Genomic DNA, 17,308 nt, shown 5'->3' with positions numbered 1-17,308 from the left:
ACCGCCCGATCAGCGCGTTGCAGCCACCTCGGCGTGGCCGCGCAGCAGCGCCATCAGCCGCTTGGCATCCTTGGCCGCGGCCTCCTCGTCGCCGTCAAGGATCGAGCGGATCAGCGCGACATGGTGCTCGGCCGATTCGGCAAGCCCGGTGTCGGCCTTGTAGCGGAACCAGAAGCGGCGGCTGTGGGTCTGCAAGGGAGCTGCCAGGCGGGCAGCGAACGGATTGTCGGCGGCCAGCGCCAGCGCTTCGTCGAGCGCCTTGTCGGCCTGGATGAAGGCAAGCACATTGCCCGCGATCACTGCCTTTTGCATGGCAAGGGCTGCCTCGTGAAACATGTCGGCGGCCTCGCGGGTGACGAAGCGGGCGGCGGAACGAGCCAGCACCACCTCGACGCCACGACGCGCATCCAGAACGCGCAGCCAGTCGCCGGGATGCAGCGGAGCGATCGCGATGCCGGCGCGCGGCCGCACGTCGAGCAGCCCTTCCCAGGCCAGTCGCTGGATTGCTTCACGCACCGGTGTGCGGCCGAGCGCCAGCCTTTCGATCAGGGCGCCCTCGGTGACGAAACTCGCCGGCGCCAGTTCGAGCGTGACGATCATGTGCTCGAGCACGCGGTAGGCTTTGGCCGCCGCGGGCTCGAATGTCGTAGTTGATTCCATGGATATCAAAGGCGATCTCCTGATATATTCAGGATATATCATAGGAGAATCCTCATTGACAGGCGGTTTCTTAACAGATATACCACTGATATATCAGATGGAGAGATGACCATGTGGGCCGGAGTTTTCCCAGCCGTTACGACCAAATTCACCGCCGACGACCGCCTCGACCATGCCGAGATGGAGCGCTGCTTTGGCCTGCAGATGGAGGCCGGCTGCGACGGCATCATCGTCTGCGGATCGCTCGGCGAAGGGCCGATGCTGTCGCCGGACGAGAAGATCGAAGTGCTGAAGACCGCGCAGAAGGTCGCCGGCAAGAAGCCGGTGCTGCTCACGGTCAATGAGGCCGGCACCCGCGAGGCGGCCAGCATTGCGCGCCGCGCCGCCAAGGAAGGCGCCAACGGCCTGATGGTGGTGCCGAGCCCGATCTATCACACCAATGCGGAAGAGACGGTTGCGGCGCTGCGCGCCGTCGCAGAGGCCGGCGACCTGCCGGTCATGATTTATTCCAACCGGCTTGCCTACCGCGTCGACGTCACCGTCGACCAGATGGAGGAACTGGCATCGGACAAGCGCTTTGTCGCCATCAAGGAATCCTCCGACGACATCCGCCGCTCGACCGAGATCATCAATCGTCTCGGCAACCGCTATGACCTGTTCACCGGCGTCGACAATCTCGCTTTCGAGGCGCTGTCGGTCGGCGCCATCGGCTGGGTCGCCGGACTGGTCACCGCGTTTCCACGCGAGACGGTCGCCATCTACCAGCTGATGAAGCAGGGCCGCCGCGAAGAGGCGCTCGCCATCTACCGCTGGTTCCGGCCGCTGCTCGATCTCGACGTCTCGACCTATCTGGTCCAGAACATCAAGCTTGCCGAAGTTTTTGCAATCAATACCAATGACCGCGTGCGCATGCCGCGCCAGCCGCTGTCGGGCGAGCGCCGCAAGGCAGTCGAGAAGATCGTCAAGGACGCACTGGCGGTTCGGCCGACACTGCCGCAGTTCTGAGAGTGGCAATGTCGCAGGCTGCATGGTGTGGATAGAAGCGAAGGTCGGTACATGCATCGCGATGTGCAGCCATGAATAGCGATGCTTCAATCGATGTCGCCATCGTCGGTGGCGGCATCATCGGCATCTGCGCCGCAGCCTGTCTTGCCGAGGCGGGGCGCTACGTCACGGTCTTCGACCGCACCGGCATTTGCGAGGAAACGAGCTCCGGCAATGCCGCCGCCTTCGCCTTTTCCGACGTCCTGCCAATGGCCCACAAGGGCATGATCCGGCAGCTGCCGAAATGGCTGGCCGACCCACTCGGCCCGCTCAGCATTCCGCCGGCCTATCTGCCAAAGCTGTTGCCCTGGCTGATACGCTTCTGGCGCGCCGGCGCGCCGGCAAAATACGAAGCGAGCCTCGCCGCCCAGGCGGGCATGATGAAACTCGCCGAAGCGGAATGGATGGGCCTGCTCGACCGTTCCGGCACGCGAGGCATGCTGCGCGAGGACGGCTCGCTCGAACTCTACGAGAGCGAGGCCGAGTTCCGTGCCTCACTGCCCGGCTGGGCGGCCCGCGAGCGCTTCGGCATCGGTTTCCGCCATGTCGAGGGCGAGGAACTGGCAGGTTTGCAGCCCGGGCTTTCGCCGCGCTTCATCAAGGGCACATTCGTGCCGGGATGGAAGACGGTCGCCGATCCAAAACTGCTCGGCAAGGCGGTGTGGGCCTACGCGCAGACCAAGGGCGCGCGCTTTGAAATGGCCCGGATCGAGCGCGTCGCGACGGATCAGCATGGCGCGACATTGACGCTGGCCGACGGCACGACCAGGCAGGCCAGGCATCTCATCATTGCCGCCGGCGCATGGTCGCATCTGCTGGCGAGGCAATTCGGCGATCGCATTCCGCTGGAGACCGAACGCGGCTATAACACGACATTGCCGAAGGCTGCCTTCGACGTGAAGCGGCAGCTGATCTTCTCCGGCCATGGCTTCGTCATCACGCCGCTCGAAACGGGCCTGCGCGTCGGCGGCGCGGTTGAGTTCGGCGGTATCGAGCGGCCGCCCAATTATGCGCGATCGAAGGCGCTGCTGCAGAAGGCACAGAAATTCCTACCGGGGCTCGATCCGGCCGGCGGGCGCGAATGGATGGGGTTCCGTCCCTCGTTGCCGGATTCGGTGCCCGTCATTGGTCGCGCGCCGGGAGGCCGGTCGGTGGTCTATGCCTTCGGCCATGGCCATCTCGGCCTGACCCAGGCGGCAGCCACGGGACGGTTGATCCGCGATCTCGTCCTGGGGCAGACTCCGCCGATCGATCTGGCCCCCTTCAGTCCACAACGATTTTGATTTTTCGGGTTTTGATTTTTCGAGGAGCGTCATGGCCAAGAAATCCTTCTTCTGCATAGACGGCCACACCTGCGGCAACCCGGTGCGGCTGGTCGCCGGCGGCGGCCCGCTGCTGCAGGGGTCGACGATGATGGAACGGCGCGCGCACTTCCTCGCCGAATATGATTGGATCCGCACCGGGCTGATGTTCGAGCCGCGCGGCCATGACGTGATGTCGGGTTCGATCCTCTATCCGCCGACGCGCGACGATTGCGACATCGCCATCCTGTTCATCGAAACCTCGGGCTGCCTGCCGATGTGCGGCCACGGCACCATCGGCACGGTGACGATGGCGATCGAGCACGGGCTGATCAAACCGAAGACGCCGGGCGTGCTCAGGCTCGACACGCCGGCCGGCCTGGTCATCGCCGAGTACAAACAGGTCGGCGACTATGTCGAGGAGGTGCGCATCACCAATGTGCCGTCCTTCCTCCATGCCGAAGGGTTGACCGTCGAATGCCCGCAGCTCGGCGAGATCACCGTCGATGTCGCCTATGGCGGCAATTTCTACGCCATCGTCGAGCCACAGAAGAACTATCGCGACATGGCCGACTATTCCGCCGGCGACTTCATCGCCTGGAGCCCGGTGGTGCGGCAGCGGCTCAACGAAAAGTACTCCTTCGTGCATCCGGAGAACCCCGGCATCAACCGGTTGTCGCACATGCTGTGGACCGGCAAGCCGACAGTGGAGGGTGCGGACGCCCGCAATGCCGTCTTCTATGGCGACAAGGCGATCGACCGCTCACCGTGCGGCACTGGCACCTCGGCGCGCATGGCGCAGCTTCATGCCAAGGGCAAGCTCAAGGCTGGCGACAGCTTCGTCCATGAATCGATCATCGGTTCGCTGTTCAAGGGCAAGGTCGAAAAGGACGTCACCGTCGCCGGCAAGCCGGCGATCATTCCCTCGATCGGCGGCTGGGCGCGGATGACCGGATTGAACACCATCTTCATCGACGACCGCGATCCGTTCGCACATGGTTTTGTCGTCAAGTGATATCTACTGATCATCGGCCGCGGCATTGACCGAGACCTCCTGGCGAAACCAGTCGGCGAAGGTCATCGCGGCGGGCGAAGCATTGACCGACATCGTCAGGAAGTAGCCCTTGTCGCGATTGGTTGCGACCTGTGACAAGACAATCAGATCGCCCCGCTTCAGTTCGTCCCGAAAAACGTCGACTGGACAAAGCGCCACGCCGTGGCCGGCGATGACCGCCGTTGCAAGAATGTTGAAGTCGGCGAAGACGGGTCCGTTGCCGACGTCGAAATTGGGTAGTCCGGCCTCGGAGAACCACTCGCGCCAGCCCTGACGGTTCTCGTCATGCAAAAGGTCCGCGCCTGCGATTCCCGCGGGTGTTCGCAGATGGTCCTTACCGGCGAAGTAATAGGGGCTGCACACCGGCCGGTTCAGGCGTGAAAACAGCTTGAGACTGGTGACGCCGGGAGTCGGATCCGCCCCAAGCGTGATCAGCACATCGTTCTCACCATCGCCGAGCCTTTCCTCGGCCCGTGCATAAGCCACCCGCATGCCGATATCGGGATGGCTGGCGGTGAAGTCCGGCAGGCGGGGCACGAGCCAACGGCTGGCAATGGAAGGTATGCAACCCACGGATACGGTTGCCACAGCCGCATTGCGCCGAATGCGCCGGCATGTGGCGCCGAGTTCGCCAAGTGCCCCGCTCGCCGAGGCCTGGAGGATTACCCCTGCATCCGTCAGCCGTACCTTGCGCGTGTCCCGGTGGAAGAGCGGCACGCCCAACCACTCCTCCAGTCGCCTTATCTGGTGACTGATGGCCGGGTGGGTGACGTGCAGCTCCTCGCCGGCAGCGGAGAAACTGAGATGACGCGCAGCGGCCTCGAAAGCCCGGACGGCGTTCAGCGGGACATATTCCATATGTAAAATTTACTAACATATCAGGTGAGAAGCAATCATTTGAAGACGCGCATATCTTGCGGCATTTCTGCAGTCGGATTTCGGGCCTGTTCCCGATCCGCAACCGGAGACTCCGGGCTTTTGACGATACGCAGGGAAAACGACCATGTTCACCAGGCAATTGGCTGATGTAGAAAAATCTGACTTCTTCGTGGATTGGGGCAATGGCACCAGCCACCGCCTGCTGACACAAAAGGACGGCATGGGGTTCACTGTCTGCCATACCGTGGTGCGTGCAGGCAGCGAATCACGCCTCCACTACCGGCGGCATTTCGAGGCCTGCTACTGCATCGCCGGCGCTGGCGAGGTCGAAGGCATGTCCGGTGAAGTGCATCGTATCGAGCCAGGCACGATCTATGTGCTCAATGAACATGACGATCACTATCTGCGTGCCGATGCTGCCAGCGACATGATCCTGGTCAGCGTCTTCAATCCTCCCCTTGATGGCACCGAGCGGCATGTCCTGAGCGGGAATGGCGGATCTGCCTACTGAGCCCGAGGAGCATCATTCCTCGATCGGCGGCAGGGCAGGGATGACCGGATTGAACACCATCTTCGTTGACGACCGCGATCCGTTCGCCCACGGATCCTGACCTAGCGGAAAGGAACAGAACGAAAAACGGACCCTGTCAGCAACGCAAGGATTCTTCTAATCACCTAATTTTGACGGCGATTTCTTCGAAACGGGGCGCATGATGCGGTCGAATCGTCAAAGACATTGCGTTATGCCAATGGTAGGGTCCGCGATAGTCCAGGGGCCGGATGGGAGAAAACGGGCAATCGGACGGCGTGTCGGCAAAACACGCACGACGATTGAAAAATGACGTTGCAATCCGGGCTCGAAACTTTACGACTAGGGGAAATACGAAAAGGAATGCGTCTGCATGGGCGACATTCCAGGGGAGCCACGTACACATGCAGTACTTTGTCCAGCAGCTTATCAACGGGCTGACGCTGGGATCGATCTATGGGCTGATCGCGATCGGCTACACGATGGTCTACGGCATCATCGGCATGATCAACTTCGCCCATGGCGACATCTTCATGGTGGGTGCCTTCACGGCGCTGATCGTCTTCCTCGTCCTCGGCGCGCTATTCTATTCGGTGCCCGTGGTCATCGCGCTGCTGGTCATGATGATCGTGGCGATGCTGCTCACCAGCCTCTACAACTGGACGATCGAGAAGGTCGCCTACCGCCCCCTGCGCGGTTCGTTCCGGCTGGCGCCGCTGATCACCGCGATCGGCATGTCGATCGCGCTGTCGAACTTCGTCCAGGTGACACAGGGCCCGCGCAACAAGCCGATCCCGCCGATGGTGTCGAAGGTCTACGACATCGGCGGCATCAGCGTGTCGCTGAAGCAGATCATCATCGTCATCGTCACCGCGCTGCTCCTGGCTCTGTTCTGGTATCTGGTCAACAAGACGTCGCTCGGCCGTGCGCAAAGAGCATGCGAGCAGGACCGCAAGATGGCGGCGCTGCTCGGCATCGATGTCGACCGGACGATCTCGATCACCTTCATCATGGGCGCGGCCCTTGCAGCGGTCGCCGGCACTTTGTTCCTGATGTATTATGGCGTCATTGCCTTCTCGGACGGCTTCACGCCTGGTGTGAAGGCGTTCACGGCAGCGGTGCTGGGCGGCATCGGTTCGCTGCCGGGCGCGGTGCTCGGTGGGCTGATGATCGGCTTCATCGAGAGCATGTGGTCGGCCTATTTCTCGATCGACTACAAGGACGTCGCGGCGTTCTCGATCCTGGCGATCGTGCTGATCTTCCTGCCTTCCGGCATATTGGGCCGGCCAGAAGTCGAAAAGGTCTGAGATCATGGCCGTCACCGTATCTCCGGAGCGCGACAGCGTCGCCACCCCTATCCAACGCGCCCTCAAGGAAGCGTTCTATGCCGGCGCCATTGCGCTTGGCCTGTTCGTGCTGTTCATCGGGCTGAAGACCGGTCAGAACATTTCCAATGAACTGGTCCTGACTGAGCGCTGGGGCCTGCTCGCCGCCGTGGTGATCGCTACGGCCGTCGGACGCTTCCTCTATGTCGCCTATGGCCAGCCCTTCATGGCCAACCAGAAGATCACCGACGTCGCCACCGGCCTGTTGCCGGCCAGCGTGGGGTCACGTTTCTTCCAGTTGCCGGCGTTCATACTGGCTGTCGTCGCGGCGGTGCTGCTGTTCGTGTTGAGCAACTCTCTCGCCGGATGGGTGGGAGCAGAACCGGCCGGCTATCTGCAATTCCTGCGCGCCCTGGCGGTCATCTATGTGCTGGCTAGCGTGATCTACTACTTCCGCGCCTTCATCCATGCCAACTTCACAAAGCTCGGCGTTGCCGCGCTCGTGCTGTACCCGATCCTCGTGGTCGCGGTGCTGTCGCTGAACGCTTGGTCGATTGTCGGAGGGCTGCAGGGCTCGCTGAAATGGGTCGACAATTTCGGCATCCAGATCCTGATCTATGTGATGCTGGCCTGGGGCCTCAACATCGTTGTCGGCCTCGCCGGCCTGCTCGACCTTGGCTACGTCGCCTTTTATGCGATTGGCGCCTATTCGTATGCGCTTCTCGGCACGCATTTCGGCCTGTCGTTCTGGATCCTGCTGCCCGCCGCCGGCATGATGGCCGCGTTTTGGGGCGTGATGCTCGGCTTTCCGGTGCTGCGCCTGCGCGGCGACTATCTGGCGATCGTGACTCTGGCATTCGGCGAGATCATCCGCCTGGTGCTGATCAATTGGCGCGAGGTCACCAACGGTTCGTCCGGCATTTCCGGCATTCCCAAGGTCAGCTTCTTCGGCCTGATGTCGTTCAACGTGTCAGACCCGAACTACATCGCCAAGGTGCTGGGCATCGCCCAATCGGGCGCCTATTACAAGATTTTCCTCTACTATCTGATCCTGGGGCTCTGCCTGCTCACCGCCTTCGTCACCATCAGGCTGCGCCGTCTGCCGGTTGGCCGCGCATGGGAAGCGCTGCGCGAGGACGAGATCGCCTGCCGGTCTCTGGGTATCAACACCACCACCACCAAGCTGACCGCCTTTGCCACCGGTGCCATGTTCGGTGGCTTCGCCGGCTCGTTCTTCGCCGCACGGCAAGGCTTCGTCAGCCCGGAATCCTTCGTCTTCCTGGAATCGGCGATTATCCTGGCGATCGTCGTGCTCGGCGGCATGGGCTCGCTGGTCGGCATCGCCGTCGCCGCCATTGTGATGATCGGCGGCACCGAGGCGCTGCGCGAACTCGACTTCCTCAAGCAGATATTCGGGCCGGACTTCACGCCCGAACTCTACCGCATGCTGTTGTTTGGCATGGCCATGGTCATCGTCATGCTGTGGAAGCCGCGCGGCTTCGTCGGCAGCCGTGAACCGACGGCCTTCCTCAAGATACGCAGGGCCGTGTCAGGATCCTTCACCAAGGAGGGCCACGGCTGATGAACGCGGTCACACCCATGAACGACGCCATCCTGCAGGTCGAGCATCTGTCGATGAAGTTCGGCGGCCTGGTCGCTATCGGCGACCTGTCCTTCACCGCCAAGCGCGGCGAGATCACCGCGCTGATCGGCCCCAATGGTGCCGGCAAGACCACCGTGTTCAACTGCATCACCGGCTTCTACAAGCCGTCGGAAGGCATGATCACGCTCAACCGGAACGACGGCTCGAGCTATCTGCTCGAGCGGCTGCCCAATCATGAGATCCCGGCGCGTGCCAAGGTGGCGCGCACCTTCCAGAACATCCGCCTGTTCTCGGGCATGACGCTGCTGGAGAATCTTTTGGTTGCCCAGCACAACAAGCTGATGAAGGCATCGGGCTATACGGTGCTGGGCCTGTTCGGCTTCAGCGGCTACCGCAAGGCCTCGGCCGAATCGGTCGAGCTTGCCAGGCACTGGCTGGAGAAGGCCGATCTCGTCGACCGTGCCGACGATCCGGCCGGTGACCTGCCCTATGGCGCGCAGCGGCGCCTCGAGATCGCCCGCGCCATGTGCACGGGGCCGGAGCTTCTGTGCCTCGACGAGCCGGCGGCCGGCCTCAATCCAAAGGAATCGGCGGCGCTCAACGAACTTCTGATCGACATCAAGAACACCACGGGCACCTCGATCCTGTTGATCGAGCATGACATGTCGGTGGTCATGCAGATTTCAGACCATGTCGTGGTGCTGGAATATGGCCGCAAGATCTCCGACGGCAGTCCGCAATCGGTGCGTACCGATCCACGCGTCATCGCCGCCTATCTCGGCGTCGACGACGAGGAGGTTGAGGCGGTCCTTACCGAAGTCGGCGACGAAGACGTCATCGAACAGCTCGATACGGGGCCGGATGCCGCGCACGGCCCGGGAACGTCGTCTTCGTTTCTCGCCGGGCCGGTGACCGACACGGTCGGCCACAGCGAAGGCGAACGGGTCACGGTGGCGAAGGGCGCGTCAAAGGCCGGTCAGGTCGACGCAAGATCGCTCGCCGCGGCGAACGAGGCGGCCTCGCTGACGGCGGTACCGGCCGCGAAGCCCGCTCCAGCGGCGAAAGCAAAGCCTGCTCCGAAAGCGGCGTCAAAGGCGGCAACCGGAACGGCGGTGAAGTCGACCGCGGCGCCCGCACCTGCCAAACCGGCCGCCAAAGCTCCGGCAACCGCCAAGGCGCCAGCGACGAAGACTGCAACAACGAAGACTCCGACGGCGACGGCTGGGGGAATCTCCAACCGGCTTGCGGCGCCGCGCGGCGGCAAGGCCGACAATCTGACCCGCATCAAGGGCATCGGTACGGTCAACGAGAAGAAGCTCAACGATCACGGCATCTTCCACTTCGACCAGATCGGCGCCTGGAAAAAGGCCGACGTTGAGGCCGCCGAAGCCTATCTCGCCTTTGACGGGCGCATCGCGCGTGAGGAATGGGTCAAGCAGGCCAAGCTGCTTGGCCAGGGCAAGGATACGGAATTCTCGCGCCGCGTCGATGCGGGCAAGGTGGCGACCAGCCATGCTTCCGGGAAGACTGCAAATGCAGCTTCGGGGAAGGCCGCAAGCGCGGCTTCCGGGAAGACCGCAAGCGCGGCTTCTGGGAAGACCGCCAAGCCTGTGGCGGGCAAGCGTGGAGGGGGTAAGTGATGGCCGGGACAACACTGCTCGATATCAAGGGTGTGCAAACCTATTACGGCAACATCCGGGCGCTGAACGGCGTCGATGTCAGCGTCAACCAGGGTGAGATCGTGGCGCTGATCGGCGCCAACGGCGCCGGCAAGTCGACGCTGATGATGACCATCTTCGGCGCGCCTCGCGCTCGATCCGGCACCATCACCTTTGCCGGCACCGACATCACCCAGATGCCGACGCACGAGATCGCGCGCATGCGCATTGCTCAGTCGCCGGAGGGCCGGCGCATCTTCCCGCGCATGACGGTGATGGAGAACCTGCAGATGGGCGCCAGCCTCGACAACCTCAAACACTATGACGAGGACGTCGAGAAGGTGTTCACGCTGTTCCCACGGCTGAAGGAGCGCATCGCCCAGCGCGGCGGCACGCTCTCGGGCGGGGAGCAGCAGATGCTGTCGATCGGACGCGCGCTGATGGCGCGGCCGAAGCTGCTTTTGCTCGACGAACCGTCGCTCGGCCTGGCGCCACTGATCGTCAAGCAGATCTTCGACGCCATCCGTGAGCTGAACCGCACCCAGGGGCTGACCGTGTTCCTGGTCGAGCAGAACGCCTTCGGCGCGCTCAAGCTCGCCACGCGCGGCTATGTCATGGTCAATGGCAATGTGACGATGAGCGGCACCGGCAAGGAACTGCTCGCCAATCCGGAAGTGCGCGCCGCCTATCTCGAAGGCGGACACCACTGAGCTCAGGAGACTTCACCATGCAGGGCATTCTCTACGAGGAGCCGTCGATCTGGCAATTCTTCTTCGTCACCTGTCTGCTCGGCGGCTGGGCGGCTTGGATGACAGGCAAGGCCAGCGCTCAGACATGGCGCAGCTTCATGCATCTGTTCGCCTATATGCTCGGCCTTGGCATCGGCATCCGCTTCATCCATCACGCGCTGTTCGGCGGCACGATGTTCTCGCTGCACTATTACATTGTCGACACCATCGTGCTGATGATCCTCGGCTTCGTCGGCTATCAATACACGCGCACCAACCAGATGGTGACGCAGTATAATTGGCTCTATGAAAGAGCTTCAATCTTGAGCTGGAAACCGAAAGGTTGACGTTCATCATTAACGCCGCTTCGGGGATGAATCGGCGTGACAAGGGCCTGAAAATCGGCAAACTATGCTTTCTGCGATAAGGGTGGGCATCGCATGAAAGCTTCATCCACGCCCACTCCGTAAATGGGAGCGTTTAAATGAAAAAGTCACTTTTGTCCGCCGTCGCCCTGACCGCGCTCGTCGCGTTCGGCGGCAACGCGTGGGCTGATGTACTGATCGGCGTCGCCGGTCCGATCACCGGTCCGAACGCAGCCTTCGGCGCACAGCTTCAGAAGGGTGCGGAAGCGGCTGTCGCCGACATCAATGCCAAGGGCGGCATCAATGGCGAGCAGATCAAGCTCGAGGTTGGCGACGACGTCTCCGATCCGAAGCAGGGCATCTCGGTCGCCAACAAGTTCGTCGGCGACGGCGTCAAGTTCGTGGTCGGCCACTTCAACTCGGGCGTCTCGATCCCGGCATCGGAAGTCTATGCGGAAAACAACATCGTCGAGATCACGCCGGCCGCGACCAACCCGCAGTTCACCGAGCGTGGCCTGTGGAACGTGTTCCGCACCTGCGGACGCGATGACCAGCAAGGCAGCATTGCCGGCGCCTATCTCGCCGCGAACTTCAAGGACGCCAAGATCGCCGTCGTTCACGACAAGACCACCTACGGCCAGGGCCTTGCCGACGAAACCAAGAAGGCGATGAACGCCAAGGGCGTGACGGAAGTCATGTATGAAGGCATCAATGTCGGCGACAAGGACTTCTCGGCGCTGATCGCCAAGATGAAGGAAGCCGGCGTCTCCATCATCTATTGGGGCGGCCTCCACACCGAAGCCGGCCTGATCATCCGCCAGGCGGCTGACCAGGGCCTCAAGGCGACGCTGATCTCCGGTGACGGCATCGTGTCGAACGAGCTGGCTTCGATCGCGGGCGACGCGGTTGCGGGCACGCTCAACACGTTCGGCCCGGATCCGCGCCTGATCCCCGCCAACAAGGAACTCGTCGAGAAGTTCCGCGCGCAGGGTTTCGAGCCGGAAGCGTACACGCTCTACGCTTACGCTGCCGTGCAGGCGCTTTCGGAAGCAGCGACGGCCGCCAAGTCGAACGACCCGCAGGAAGTTGCCAAGGCGCTGCATGCGAATGGCCCGTTCAAGACCGTGCTCGGCGACCTGTCCTATGACGCCAAGGGCGATCCGACGCTGCCCGGCTACGTCATGTACGAATGGAAGAAGGGCGACGACGGCAAGTACACTTACATCCAGAAGATGTAAGCCTGTCGGCCTCGATTTTTATGGAATGCCCGGCGCTTCGCGCCGGGCATTTTTCTTTTGAGCCTTGCTCCCTTTCAGATGAACCCGGCAAGCCGATACAGCCGGCCTTTAGCCGGAAAAGGATCATGCCTTGAACGGCAGCGCCGGCGCTTTCTTGCGCGTTCGACCGAATGCGACCAGCTTTGGCGCAAAGATTCCGTTTAAATCGATTTAATTCAGCGTCAATTTTGTTTGCACTGCAGCATTTTCGCGCTAATCATGACGCCCAGTTTCCTCCCCGACACTGTCCGGAGTTCGTCCTTGGCCATTACGAAGATCCTCGTCGCCAACCGATCCGAAATCGCCATTCGCGTCTTTCGCGCCGCCAACGAACTTGGCCTCAAAACCGTGGCGATCTGGGCCGAGGAGGACAAGTATTCGCTGCATCGCTTCAAGGCCGACGAGAGCTACCAGGTCGGGCGCGGACCGCACCTGACCCGGGATATGGGACCGATCGAAAGCTACCTGTCGATCGAGGAGGTGATCCGCGTCGCCAGGCTTTCGGGCGCCGATGCCATCCATCCCGGCTACGGGCTTTTGTCGGAAAGCCCCGAATTCGCCGAAGCCTGCGCGGTCGCCGGCATCACCTTCATCGGGCCGAAGCCGGACACGATGCGCCGGCTCGGCAACAAGGTTGCCGCGCGCAATCTGGCGATCGAGGTCGGCGTGCCGGTGATCCCCGCCACCGATCCGTTGCCGGACGACATCGACGCGGTCAAGAAGCTGGCCAAGGGGATCGGCTATCCGGTGATGCTGAAGGCATCGTGGGGTGGCGGCGGGCGCGGCATGCGCGCCATCCGCTCCGAGGCCGATCTTGCCCGCGAGGTCATGGAAGGCAAGCGCGAGGCGAAAGCGGCCTTCGGCAAGGACGAGGTCTATCTCGAAAAGCTGATCGAGCGCGCCCGCCATGTCGAGGTGCAGGTGCTGGGTGACACGCATGGCAATGCGGTGCACCTGTTCGAGCGCGACTGCTCGATCCAGCGCCGCAACCAGAAGGTCGTCGAGCGGGCGCCGGCGCCATATCTCGAAATGTCGCAGCGCGAGGAGCTTTGCGGCTACGCGCTGAAGATCGCGCGCGAGACCAGCTACATCGGTGCCGGTACGGTCGAGTTCCTGCAGGATGCCGATACCGCCAAGTTCTATTTCATCGAGGTCAATCCGCGCATCCAGGTCGAGCACACCGTCACCGAGCAGGTGACCGGCATCGACATCGTCAAGGCGCAGATCCACATCCTCGACGGCTTTGCCATCGGCACGCCGGAATCGGGCGTGCCGGCGCAGCAGGACATCCGGCTGAACGGCCATGCCTTGCAGTGCCGCATCACCACCGAAGACCCCGAGCACAATTTTATTCCCGACTACGGCCGCATCACCGCCTATCGTGGAGCCACCGGCTTCGGCATCCGCCTCGATGGCGGCACCGCCTACTCCGGCGCGGTCATCACCCGCTTCTACGATCCACTGCTGGAGAAGGTGACGGCCTGGGCGCCGACGCCGGCCGAGACCATTGCCCGCATGAACCGGGCGCTGCGCGAGTTCCGCATCCGCGGCGTCGCGACCAACCTGACCTTCCTCGAAGCGATCATCAACCACCCGAGCTTCGCCGACAATTCCTACACGACCAAGTTCATCGACACGACGCCGGAACTGTTCCAGCAGGTCAAGCGCCAGGACCGCGCGACCAAGCTCATCAATTATCTGGCCGACGTGTCGGTCAACGGCCATCCCGAGACGCGCGGCCGGCCGCAGCCGAAGGCCGACGCGGCCGCTCCCGTGGTGCCGTATCTCAACGGCAATGTGCCGGGCGGCAGCAAGCAGAAACTGGACGTGCTCGGACCGGAAAAATTCGCCGCCTGGATGCGCGAGCAGAAGGAGGTGCTGGTCACCGACACGACGATGCGCGACGGTCATCAGTCGCTGCTGGCGACACGTGTGCGCACGCATGACATCGCCGGCATCGCCGGCACCTATGCGCGCGCCCTGCCGCAGCTTCTGTCGCTTGAATGCTGGGGCGGCGCCACCTTCGACGTCGCCATGCGCTTCCTCACCGAGGATCCATGGGAGCGGCTGTCGCTGGTGCGCGAGGCAGCGCCCAATCTGTTGCTGCAGATGCTGCTACGCGGTGCCAATGGCGTCGGCTACACCAATTATCCCGACAATGTCGTGCAACATTTTGTCAAGCAGGCAGCAAGCGGCGGCATCGACCTGTTCCGCGTGTTCGACTGCCTGAACTGGGTCGAGAACATGCGCGTCGCCATGGACGCGGTCGGCGCCGAAGGCAAACTGATCGAAGCGGCGATGTGCTACACCGGCGACATACTCGACCCGGCGCGAGCCAAATATGATCTCAAATACTATGTCGGCCTGGCTGGCGAATTGCAGGCGGCCGGCGCCCACATCATCGCCGTCAAGGACATGGCTGGTTTGCTCAAGCCGAGTGCTGCCCGCGCGCTGTTCAAGGCGCTGCGCGAGGCGACCGAGCTGCCGATCCATTTCCACACCCACGACACGTCGGGCCTGTCGGCGGCGACGGTGCTGGCGGCGGTGGAGAGCGGCGTCGATGCCATCGACGCGGCGATGGATGCCTTCTCAGGCAACACCTCGCAGCCTTGCCTTGGCTCGATCGTCGAGGCGCTGAAGGGCACCGAGCGCGACCCGGGCCTCGATCCGCAATGGATCCGCAAGATCTCCTTCTACTGGGAAGCGGTGCGCAACCAGTACGCCGCCTTCGAAAGCGACCTCAAGGGACCGGCCTCGGAAGTCTACCTGCATGAAATGCCGGGCGGACAGTTCACCAATCTCAAGGAACAGGCGCGCTCGCTCGGTCTCGAGACACGCTGGCACGAGGTGGCGCAGACCTATCATGACGTCAACCTGATGTTCGGCGATATCGTCAAGGTGACGCCGTCGTCCAAGGTCGTCGGCGACATGGCATTGATGATGGTCAGCCAGGATCTGACGGTTGCCGATGTCGAAAATCCGGCCAGGGATATCGCCTTTCCGGATTCGGTCGTCTCGATGCTGCGCGGCGATCTCGGCCAGTCGCCCGGCGGTTGGCCGGCAGCGCTGCAGAAGAAGGCGCTGAAGGGCGACAGACCGATCACGGTGCGGCCCGGTTCGCTGCTCAAGCCGGCCGATCTCAAGGCCAGTCGCAAGGAAATCGAGGAGAAGCTCGAGCGCAAGCTCTCGGAGTTCGAATTCGCCTCGTGGCTGATGTATCCGAAGGTGTTTTCCGACTTCGCCGGCGCGCAGGAGACCTACGGACCGGTCAGCGTCCTGCCGACGCCGACCTATTTCTACGGCATGAAGCCGGAAGACGAGATCTTCGTCGACATCGAGAAGGGCAAGACGCTGGTGGTGCGCTGCCTGGCCATCGGCGATGTCGACGACAAAGGCATGGTCACCGTGTTCTTCGAGCTCAACGGCCAGCCGCGGCGCGTCAAGGTGCCCGACAGGGCGCATGGCGCGTCCGCCGCCAAGGCCCGCCGCAAGGCCGAGCCGGGCAACGAGGCGCATGTCGGCGCGCCGATGCCGGGCGTCGTTTCGGCGCTTTCGGTTGCCGCCGGCCAGGCCGTGAAGGCCGGTGACGTGCTGCTCTCCATCGAAGCGATGAAGATGGAGACGGCGCTGCATGCCGAGCGCGACGGCACGGTCGCCGAGGTGCTGGTCAAGGCCGGCGATCAGATCGATGCGAAGGATCTTTTGATCGCCTTCAACTGAGGTGTGTTGATATTCAGGTGATGCCGGCCTGCAAACGCCGGCTTCCTGCGCTTCCGGTGCTCACGTACTTTAAGTACGCTCCACTCGGTTCTCGGAAGCCACCTTGTTTGGTCTTCGCGCCCGTCTCGACTCCGACTTGGCCTGACCTGAATCTCAACACACCTCTGGGTGTGCCCAACCCTTCATGCCGCACCGATATTATCTTGACCCGCCGCGCTTGGTCGGGCATCGAACCCGCTCAAATCCGTCACGGTCGGCTTCCGAGTCGTGATGCATAAAAGACGTGGAGAAAAACATGGCCGACGATATCACCGAGACCAGCCAGACTGTAGCCGCCGGCCAGCTGCGTGCCTTCATCGAACGCATAGAGCGGCTCGAGGAAGAGAAGAAGACCATTTCCGACGACATCAAGGAAGTGTTCGCCGAGGCCAAGGGCACCGGCTTCGACACCAAGGCGATGCGCACCATCATCCGGCTGCGCAAGAAGGATCAGGCCGAGCGGCAGGAGGAGGAAACCATCCTCGACCTGTACAAGGCCGCGCTCGGCATGGTGTAAGAGCCTGTTCGGAAATTCTACTCCGGCGGCCATCTGATGGCTCGCCGAAGCGAATTTCGAAACAGTCTCTAGAGGCTGGCAACAGTCTCAGCCTGGGCGTGATGCTGGAGCGGCATCGAACCATGAGCGAATTCGACTTCGGCGCCCGCCGCGCCTCTGAATTCCGCCAGCGCGGCTTCTGGACGCTGTTCGACGAACGGCATCCGGAGGAAAAGGCTCTGCTGGCGAGGCGCGGACCCTGGTTCTGGCAGCGCGGGCTGCCCGACTTCGCATTGGTCCTTTCCATGTATGTCGCGCCGGCGCAGAACCATGTCGGCGTCTTCTTTGGGCGCAACGAGAAGTTCGGCGCCACGGGAGCGTGGTCGCGGTTGAAGCCGTTCCAATCGGCGATCGAAGGCAAGTTGAAGCTCAGGCCGGAACAGAGTTGCGAGGGCCTTGGCATCAATTCGATGTGGCGGGTGAATTGCTTTGCCGAGGACAACTGGCCGGCGATGACCGACTGGCTGGTGACGGAGGCCTCGCGCATCGAGCGCGTGGTCACCGAGGTTCTGGCGGACGGAGACCAGGCCTGAGCGTGAAATTCGCGCCTGCCGGACGCCGACACGGCGA

At 62.6% G+C, this 17,308-nt stretch carries 15 protein-coding genes; 13 read left to right on the top strand and 2 right to left on the bottom strand.

What is annotated here, in order from left to right; genetic code table 11:
• Window positions 1-9 precede the first annotated feature (9 nt).
• Entirely contained in the window at window positions 10-660 is a 651-nt protein-coding gene (locus tag B5V02_RS34175; protein ID WP_245446358.1) for a GntR family transcriptional regulator, read from the bottom strand.
• A 111-nt stretch (window positions 661-771) separates the two neighbouring features.
• Between B5V02_RS34175 and B5V02_RS34170 the strand changes: the two genes are divergently transcribed.
• The 3 genes from B5V02_RS34170 (at window position 772) to B5V02_RS34160 (ending at window position 4,020) form a co-directional block, all read left to right on the top strand.
• A complete protein-coding gene (locus B5V02_RS34170; RefSeq protein WP_111548552.1) occupies window positions 772-1,665 on the top strand; it encodes a dihydrodipicolinate synthase family protein in 894 nt (297 codons plus the stop codon).
• A 71-nt stretch (window positions 1,666-1,736) separates the two neighbouring features.
• A complete protein-coding gene (locus B5V02_RS34165) occupies window positions 1,737-2,987 on the top strand; it encodes an NAD(P)/FAD-dependent oxidoreductase (RefSeq protein ID WP_167458784.1) in 1,251 nt (416 codons plus the stop codon).
• A 31-nt stretch (window positions 2,988-3,018) separates the two neighbouring features.
• Complete coding sequence (locus B5V02_RS34160) at window positions 3,019-4,020, top strand: 4-hydroxyproline epimerase (protein ID WP_111548363.1); 1,002 nt, start codon at window positions 3,019-3,021, stop codon at window positions 4,018-4,020.
• A 3-nt stretch (window positions 4,021-4,023) separates the two neighbouring features.
• On the opposite strand, the gene B5V02_RS34155 is transcribed toward B5V02_RS34160, so the two are convergent.
• Window positions 4,024-4,917, bottom strand: a complete 894-nt coding sequence (locus B5V02_RS34155; RefSeq protein WP_111548362.1) for a LysR substrate-binding domain-containing protein — start codon at window positions 4,915-4,917, stop codon at window positions 4,024-4,026.
• A gap of 145 nt (window positions 4,918-5,062) precedes the next feature.
• Here B5V02_RS34155 and B5V02_RS34150 point away from each other — a divergent pair, with 145 nt between their 5' ends.
• The 10 genes from B5V02_RS34150 to B5V02_RS34100 all read left to right on the top strand — a co-directional run bounded on the left by B5V02_RS34150 (window position 5,063) and on the right by B5V02_RS34100 (window position 17,271).
• Window positions 5,063-5,449: an ectoine synthase gene (locus B5V02_RS34150; RefSeq protein ID WP_111548361.1), complete on the top strand. Its 387-nt coding sequence runs from the start codon at window positions 5,063-5,065 to the stop codon at window positions 5,447-5,449.
• Window positions 5,450-5,871: 422 nt separating this feature from the next.
• On the top strand, window positions 5,872-6,774 hold the full coding sequence (locus B5V02_RS34140) for a branched-chain amino acid ABC transporter permease (protein WP_111548360.1): 903 nt from the start codon (window positions 5,872-5,874) through the stop codon (window positions 6,772-6,774).
• Window positions 6,775-6,778: 4 nt separating this feature from the next.
• Window positions 6,779-8,374: a high-affinity branched-chain amino acid ABC transporter permease LivM gene (livM, locus tag B5V02_RS34135; protein WP_111548359.1), complete on the top strand. Its 1,596-nt coding sequence runs from the start codon at window positions 6,779-6,781 to the stop codon at window positions 8,372-8,374.
• Complete coding sequence (locus B5V02_RS34130) at window positions 8,374-10,035, top strand: ATP-binding cassette domain-containing protein (protein ID WP_111548358.1); 1,662 nt, start codon at window positions 8,374-8,376, stop codon at window positions 10,033-10,035. Before livM ends, B5V02_RS34130 begins: the two co-directional genes overlap by 1 nt.
• The gene (locus B5V02_RS34125; RefSeq protein WP_111548357.1) at window positions 10,035-10,763 is read left to right on the top strand and encodes an ABC transporter ATP-binding protein; all 729 of its coding nucleotides are present in this window, start codon (window positions 10,035-10,037) and stop codon (window positions 10,761-10,763) included. The genes B5V02_RS34130 and B5V02_RS34125 overlap by 1 nt, the downstream gene beginning before the upstream one ends.
• Window positions 10,764-10,780: 17 nt before the next feature.
• Window positions 10,781-11,128, top strand: a complete 348-nt coding sequence (locus B5V02_RS34120; RefSeq protein WP_111548356.1) for a DUF6867 family protein — start codon at window positions 10,781-10,783, stop codon at window positions 11,126-11,128.
• Window positions 11,129-11,265: 137 nt separating this feature from the next.
• Window positions 11,266-12,384 (top strand): branched-chain amino acid ABC transporter substrate-binding protein, encoded by a 1,119-nt coding sequence (locus B5V02_RS34115; RefSeq protein ID WP_111548355.1) that lies wholly within the window; start codon window positions 11,266-11,268, stop codon window positions 12,382-12,384.
• 300 nt (window positions 12,385-12,684) lie between these two features.
• Window positions 12,685-16,143 carry a pyruvate carboxylase gene (gene pyc / locus B5V02_RS34110; RefSeq protein WP_111548354.1) on the top strand — a complete coding sequence of 1,153 codons (3,459 nt, stop codon included), beginning with the start codon at window positions 12,685-12,687 and terminating at the stop codon, window positions 16,141-16,143.
• A 295-nt stretch (window positions 16,144-16,438) separates the two neighbouring features.
• Window positions 16,439-16,699, top strand: coding sequence for a DUF2312 domain-containing protein (locus B5V02_RS34105; RefSeq protein ID WP_027027312.1), 261 nt, complete (start codon window positions 16,439-16,441; stop codon window positions 16,697-16,699).
• Window positions 16,700-16,821: 122 nt separating this feature from the next.
• Entirely contained in the window at window positions 16,822-17,271 is a 450-nt protein-coding gene (locus B5V02_RS34100; RefSeq protein WP_111548353.1) for a hypothetical protein, read from the top strand.
• Window positions 17,272-17,308: the final 37 nt, after the last annotated feature.

This window comes from Mesorhizobium kowhaii (assembly GCF_003253745.1).
Classification (GTDB): Bacteria; Pseudomonadota; Alphaproteobacteria; order Rhizobiales; family Rhizobiaceae; genus Mesorhizobium; species Mesorhizobium kowhaii.
Note: the sequence above shows the minus strand (reverse complement) of the source record. Positions and strands in the feature narration are given on the sequence as shown.

Bases quoted from the DNA above. Each gene is read 5' to 3' on its own strand.
- B5V02_RS34175 (WP_245446358.1), bottom strand. From the start codon at position 660: ATGGAATCAACTACGACATTCGAGCCCGCGGCGGCCAAAGCCTACCGC.
- B5V02_RS34125 (WP_111548357.1), top strand. From the start codon at position 10,035: ATGGCCGGGACAACACTGCTCGATATCAAGGGTGTGCAAACCTATTAC.
- B5V02_RS34100 (WP_111548353.1), top strand. From the start codon at position 16,822: ATGAGCGAATTCGACTTCGGCGCCCGCCGCGCCTCTGAATTCCGCCAG.
- B5V02_RS34140 (WP_111548360.1), top strand. From the start codon at position 5,872: ATGCAGTACTTTGTCCAGCAGCTTATCAACGGGCTGACGCTGGGATCG.
- B5V02_RS34120 (WP_111548356.1), top strand. From the start codon at position 10,781: ATGCAGGGCATTCTCTACGAGGAGCCGTCGATCTGGCAATTCTTCTTC.
- livM (WP_111548359.1), top strand. From the start codon at position 6,779: ATGGCCGTCACCGTATCTCCGGAGCGCGACAGCGTCGCCACCCCTATC.
- B5V02_RS34160 (WP_111548363.1), top strand. From the start codon at position 3,019: ATGGCCAAGAAATCCTTCTTCTGCATAGACGGCCACACCTGCGGCAAC.
- B5V02_RS34130 (WP_111548358.1), top strand. From the start codon at position 8,374: ATGAACGCGGTCACACCCATGAACGACGCCATCCTGCAGGTCGAGCAT.
- B5V02_RS34115 (WP_111548355.1), top strand. From the start codon at position 11,266: ATGAAAAAGTCACTTTTGTCCGCCGTCGCCCTGACCGCGCTCGTCGCG.
- B5V02_RS34165 (WP_167458784.1), top strand. From the start codon at position 1,737: ATGAATAGCGATGCTTCAATCGATGTCGCCATCGTCGGTGGCGGCATC.
- B5V02_RS34150 (WP_111548361.1), top strand. From the start codon at position 5,063: ATGTTCACCAGGCAATTGGCTGATGTAGAAAAATCTGACTTCTTCGTG.
- B5V02_RS34105 (WP_027027312.1), top strand. From the start codon at position 16,439: ATGGCCGACGATATCACCGAGACCAGCCAGACTGTAGCCGCCGGCCAG.
- B5V02_RS34170 (WP_111548552.1), top strand. From the start codon at position 772: ATGTGGGCCGGAGTTTTCCCAGCCGTTACGACCAAATTCACCGCCGAC.
- B5V02_RS34155 (WP_111548362.1), bottom strand. From the start codon at position 4,917: ATGGAATATGTCCCGCTGAACGCCGTCCGGGCTTTCGAGGCCGCTGCG.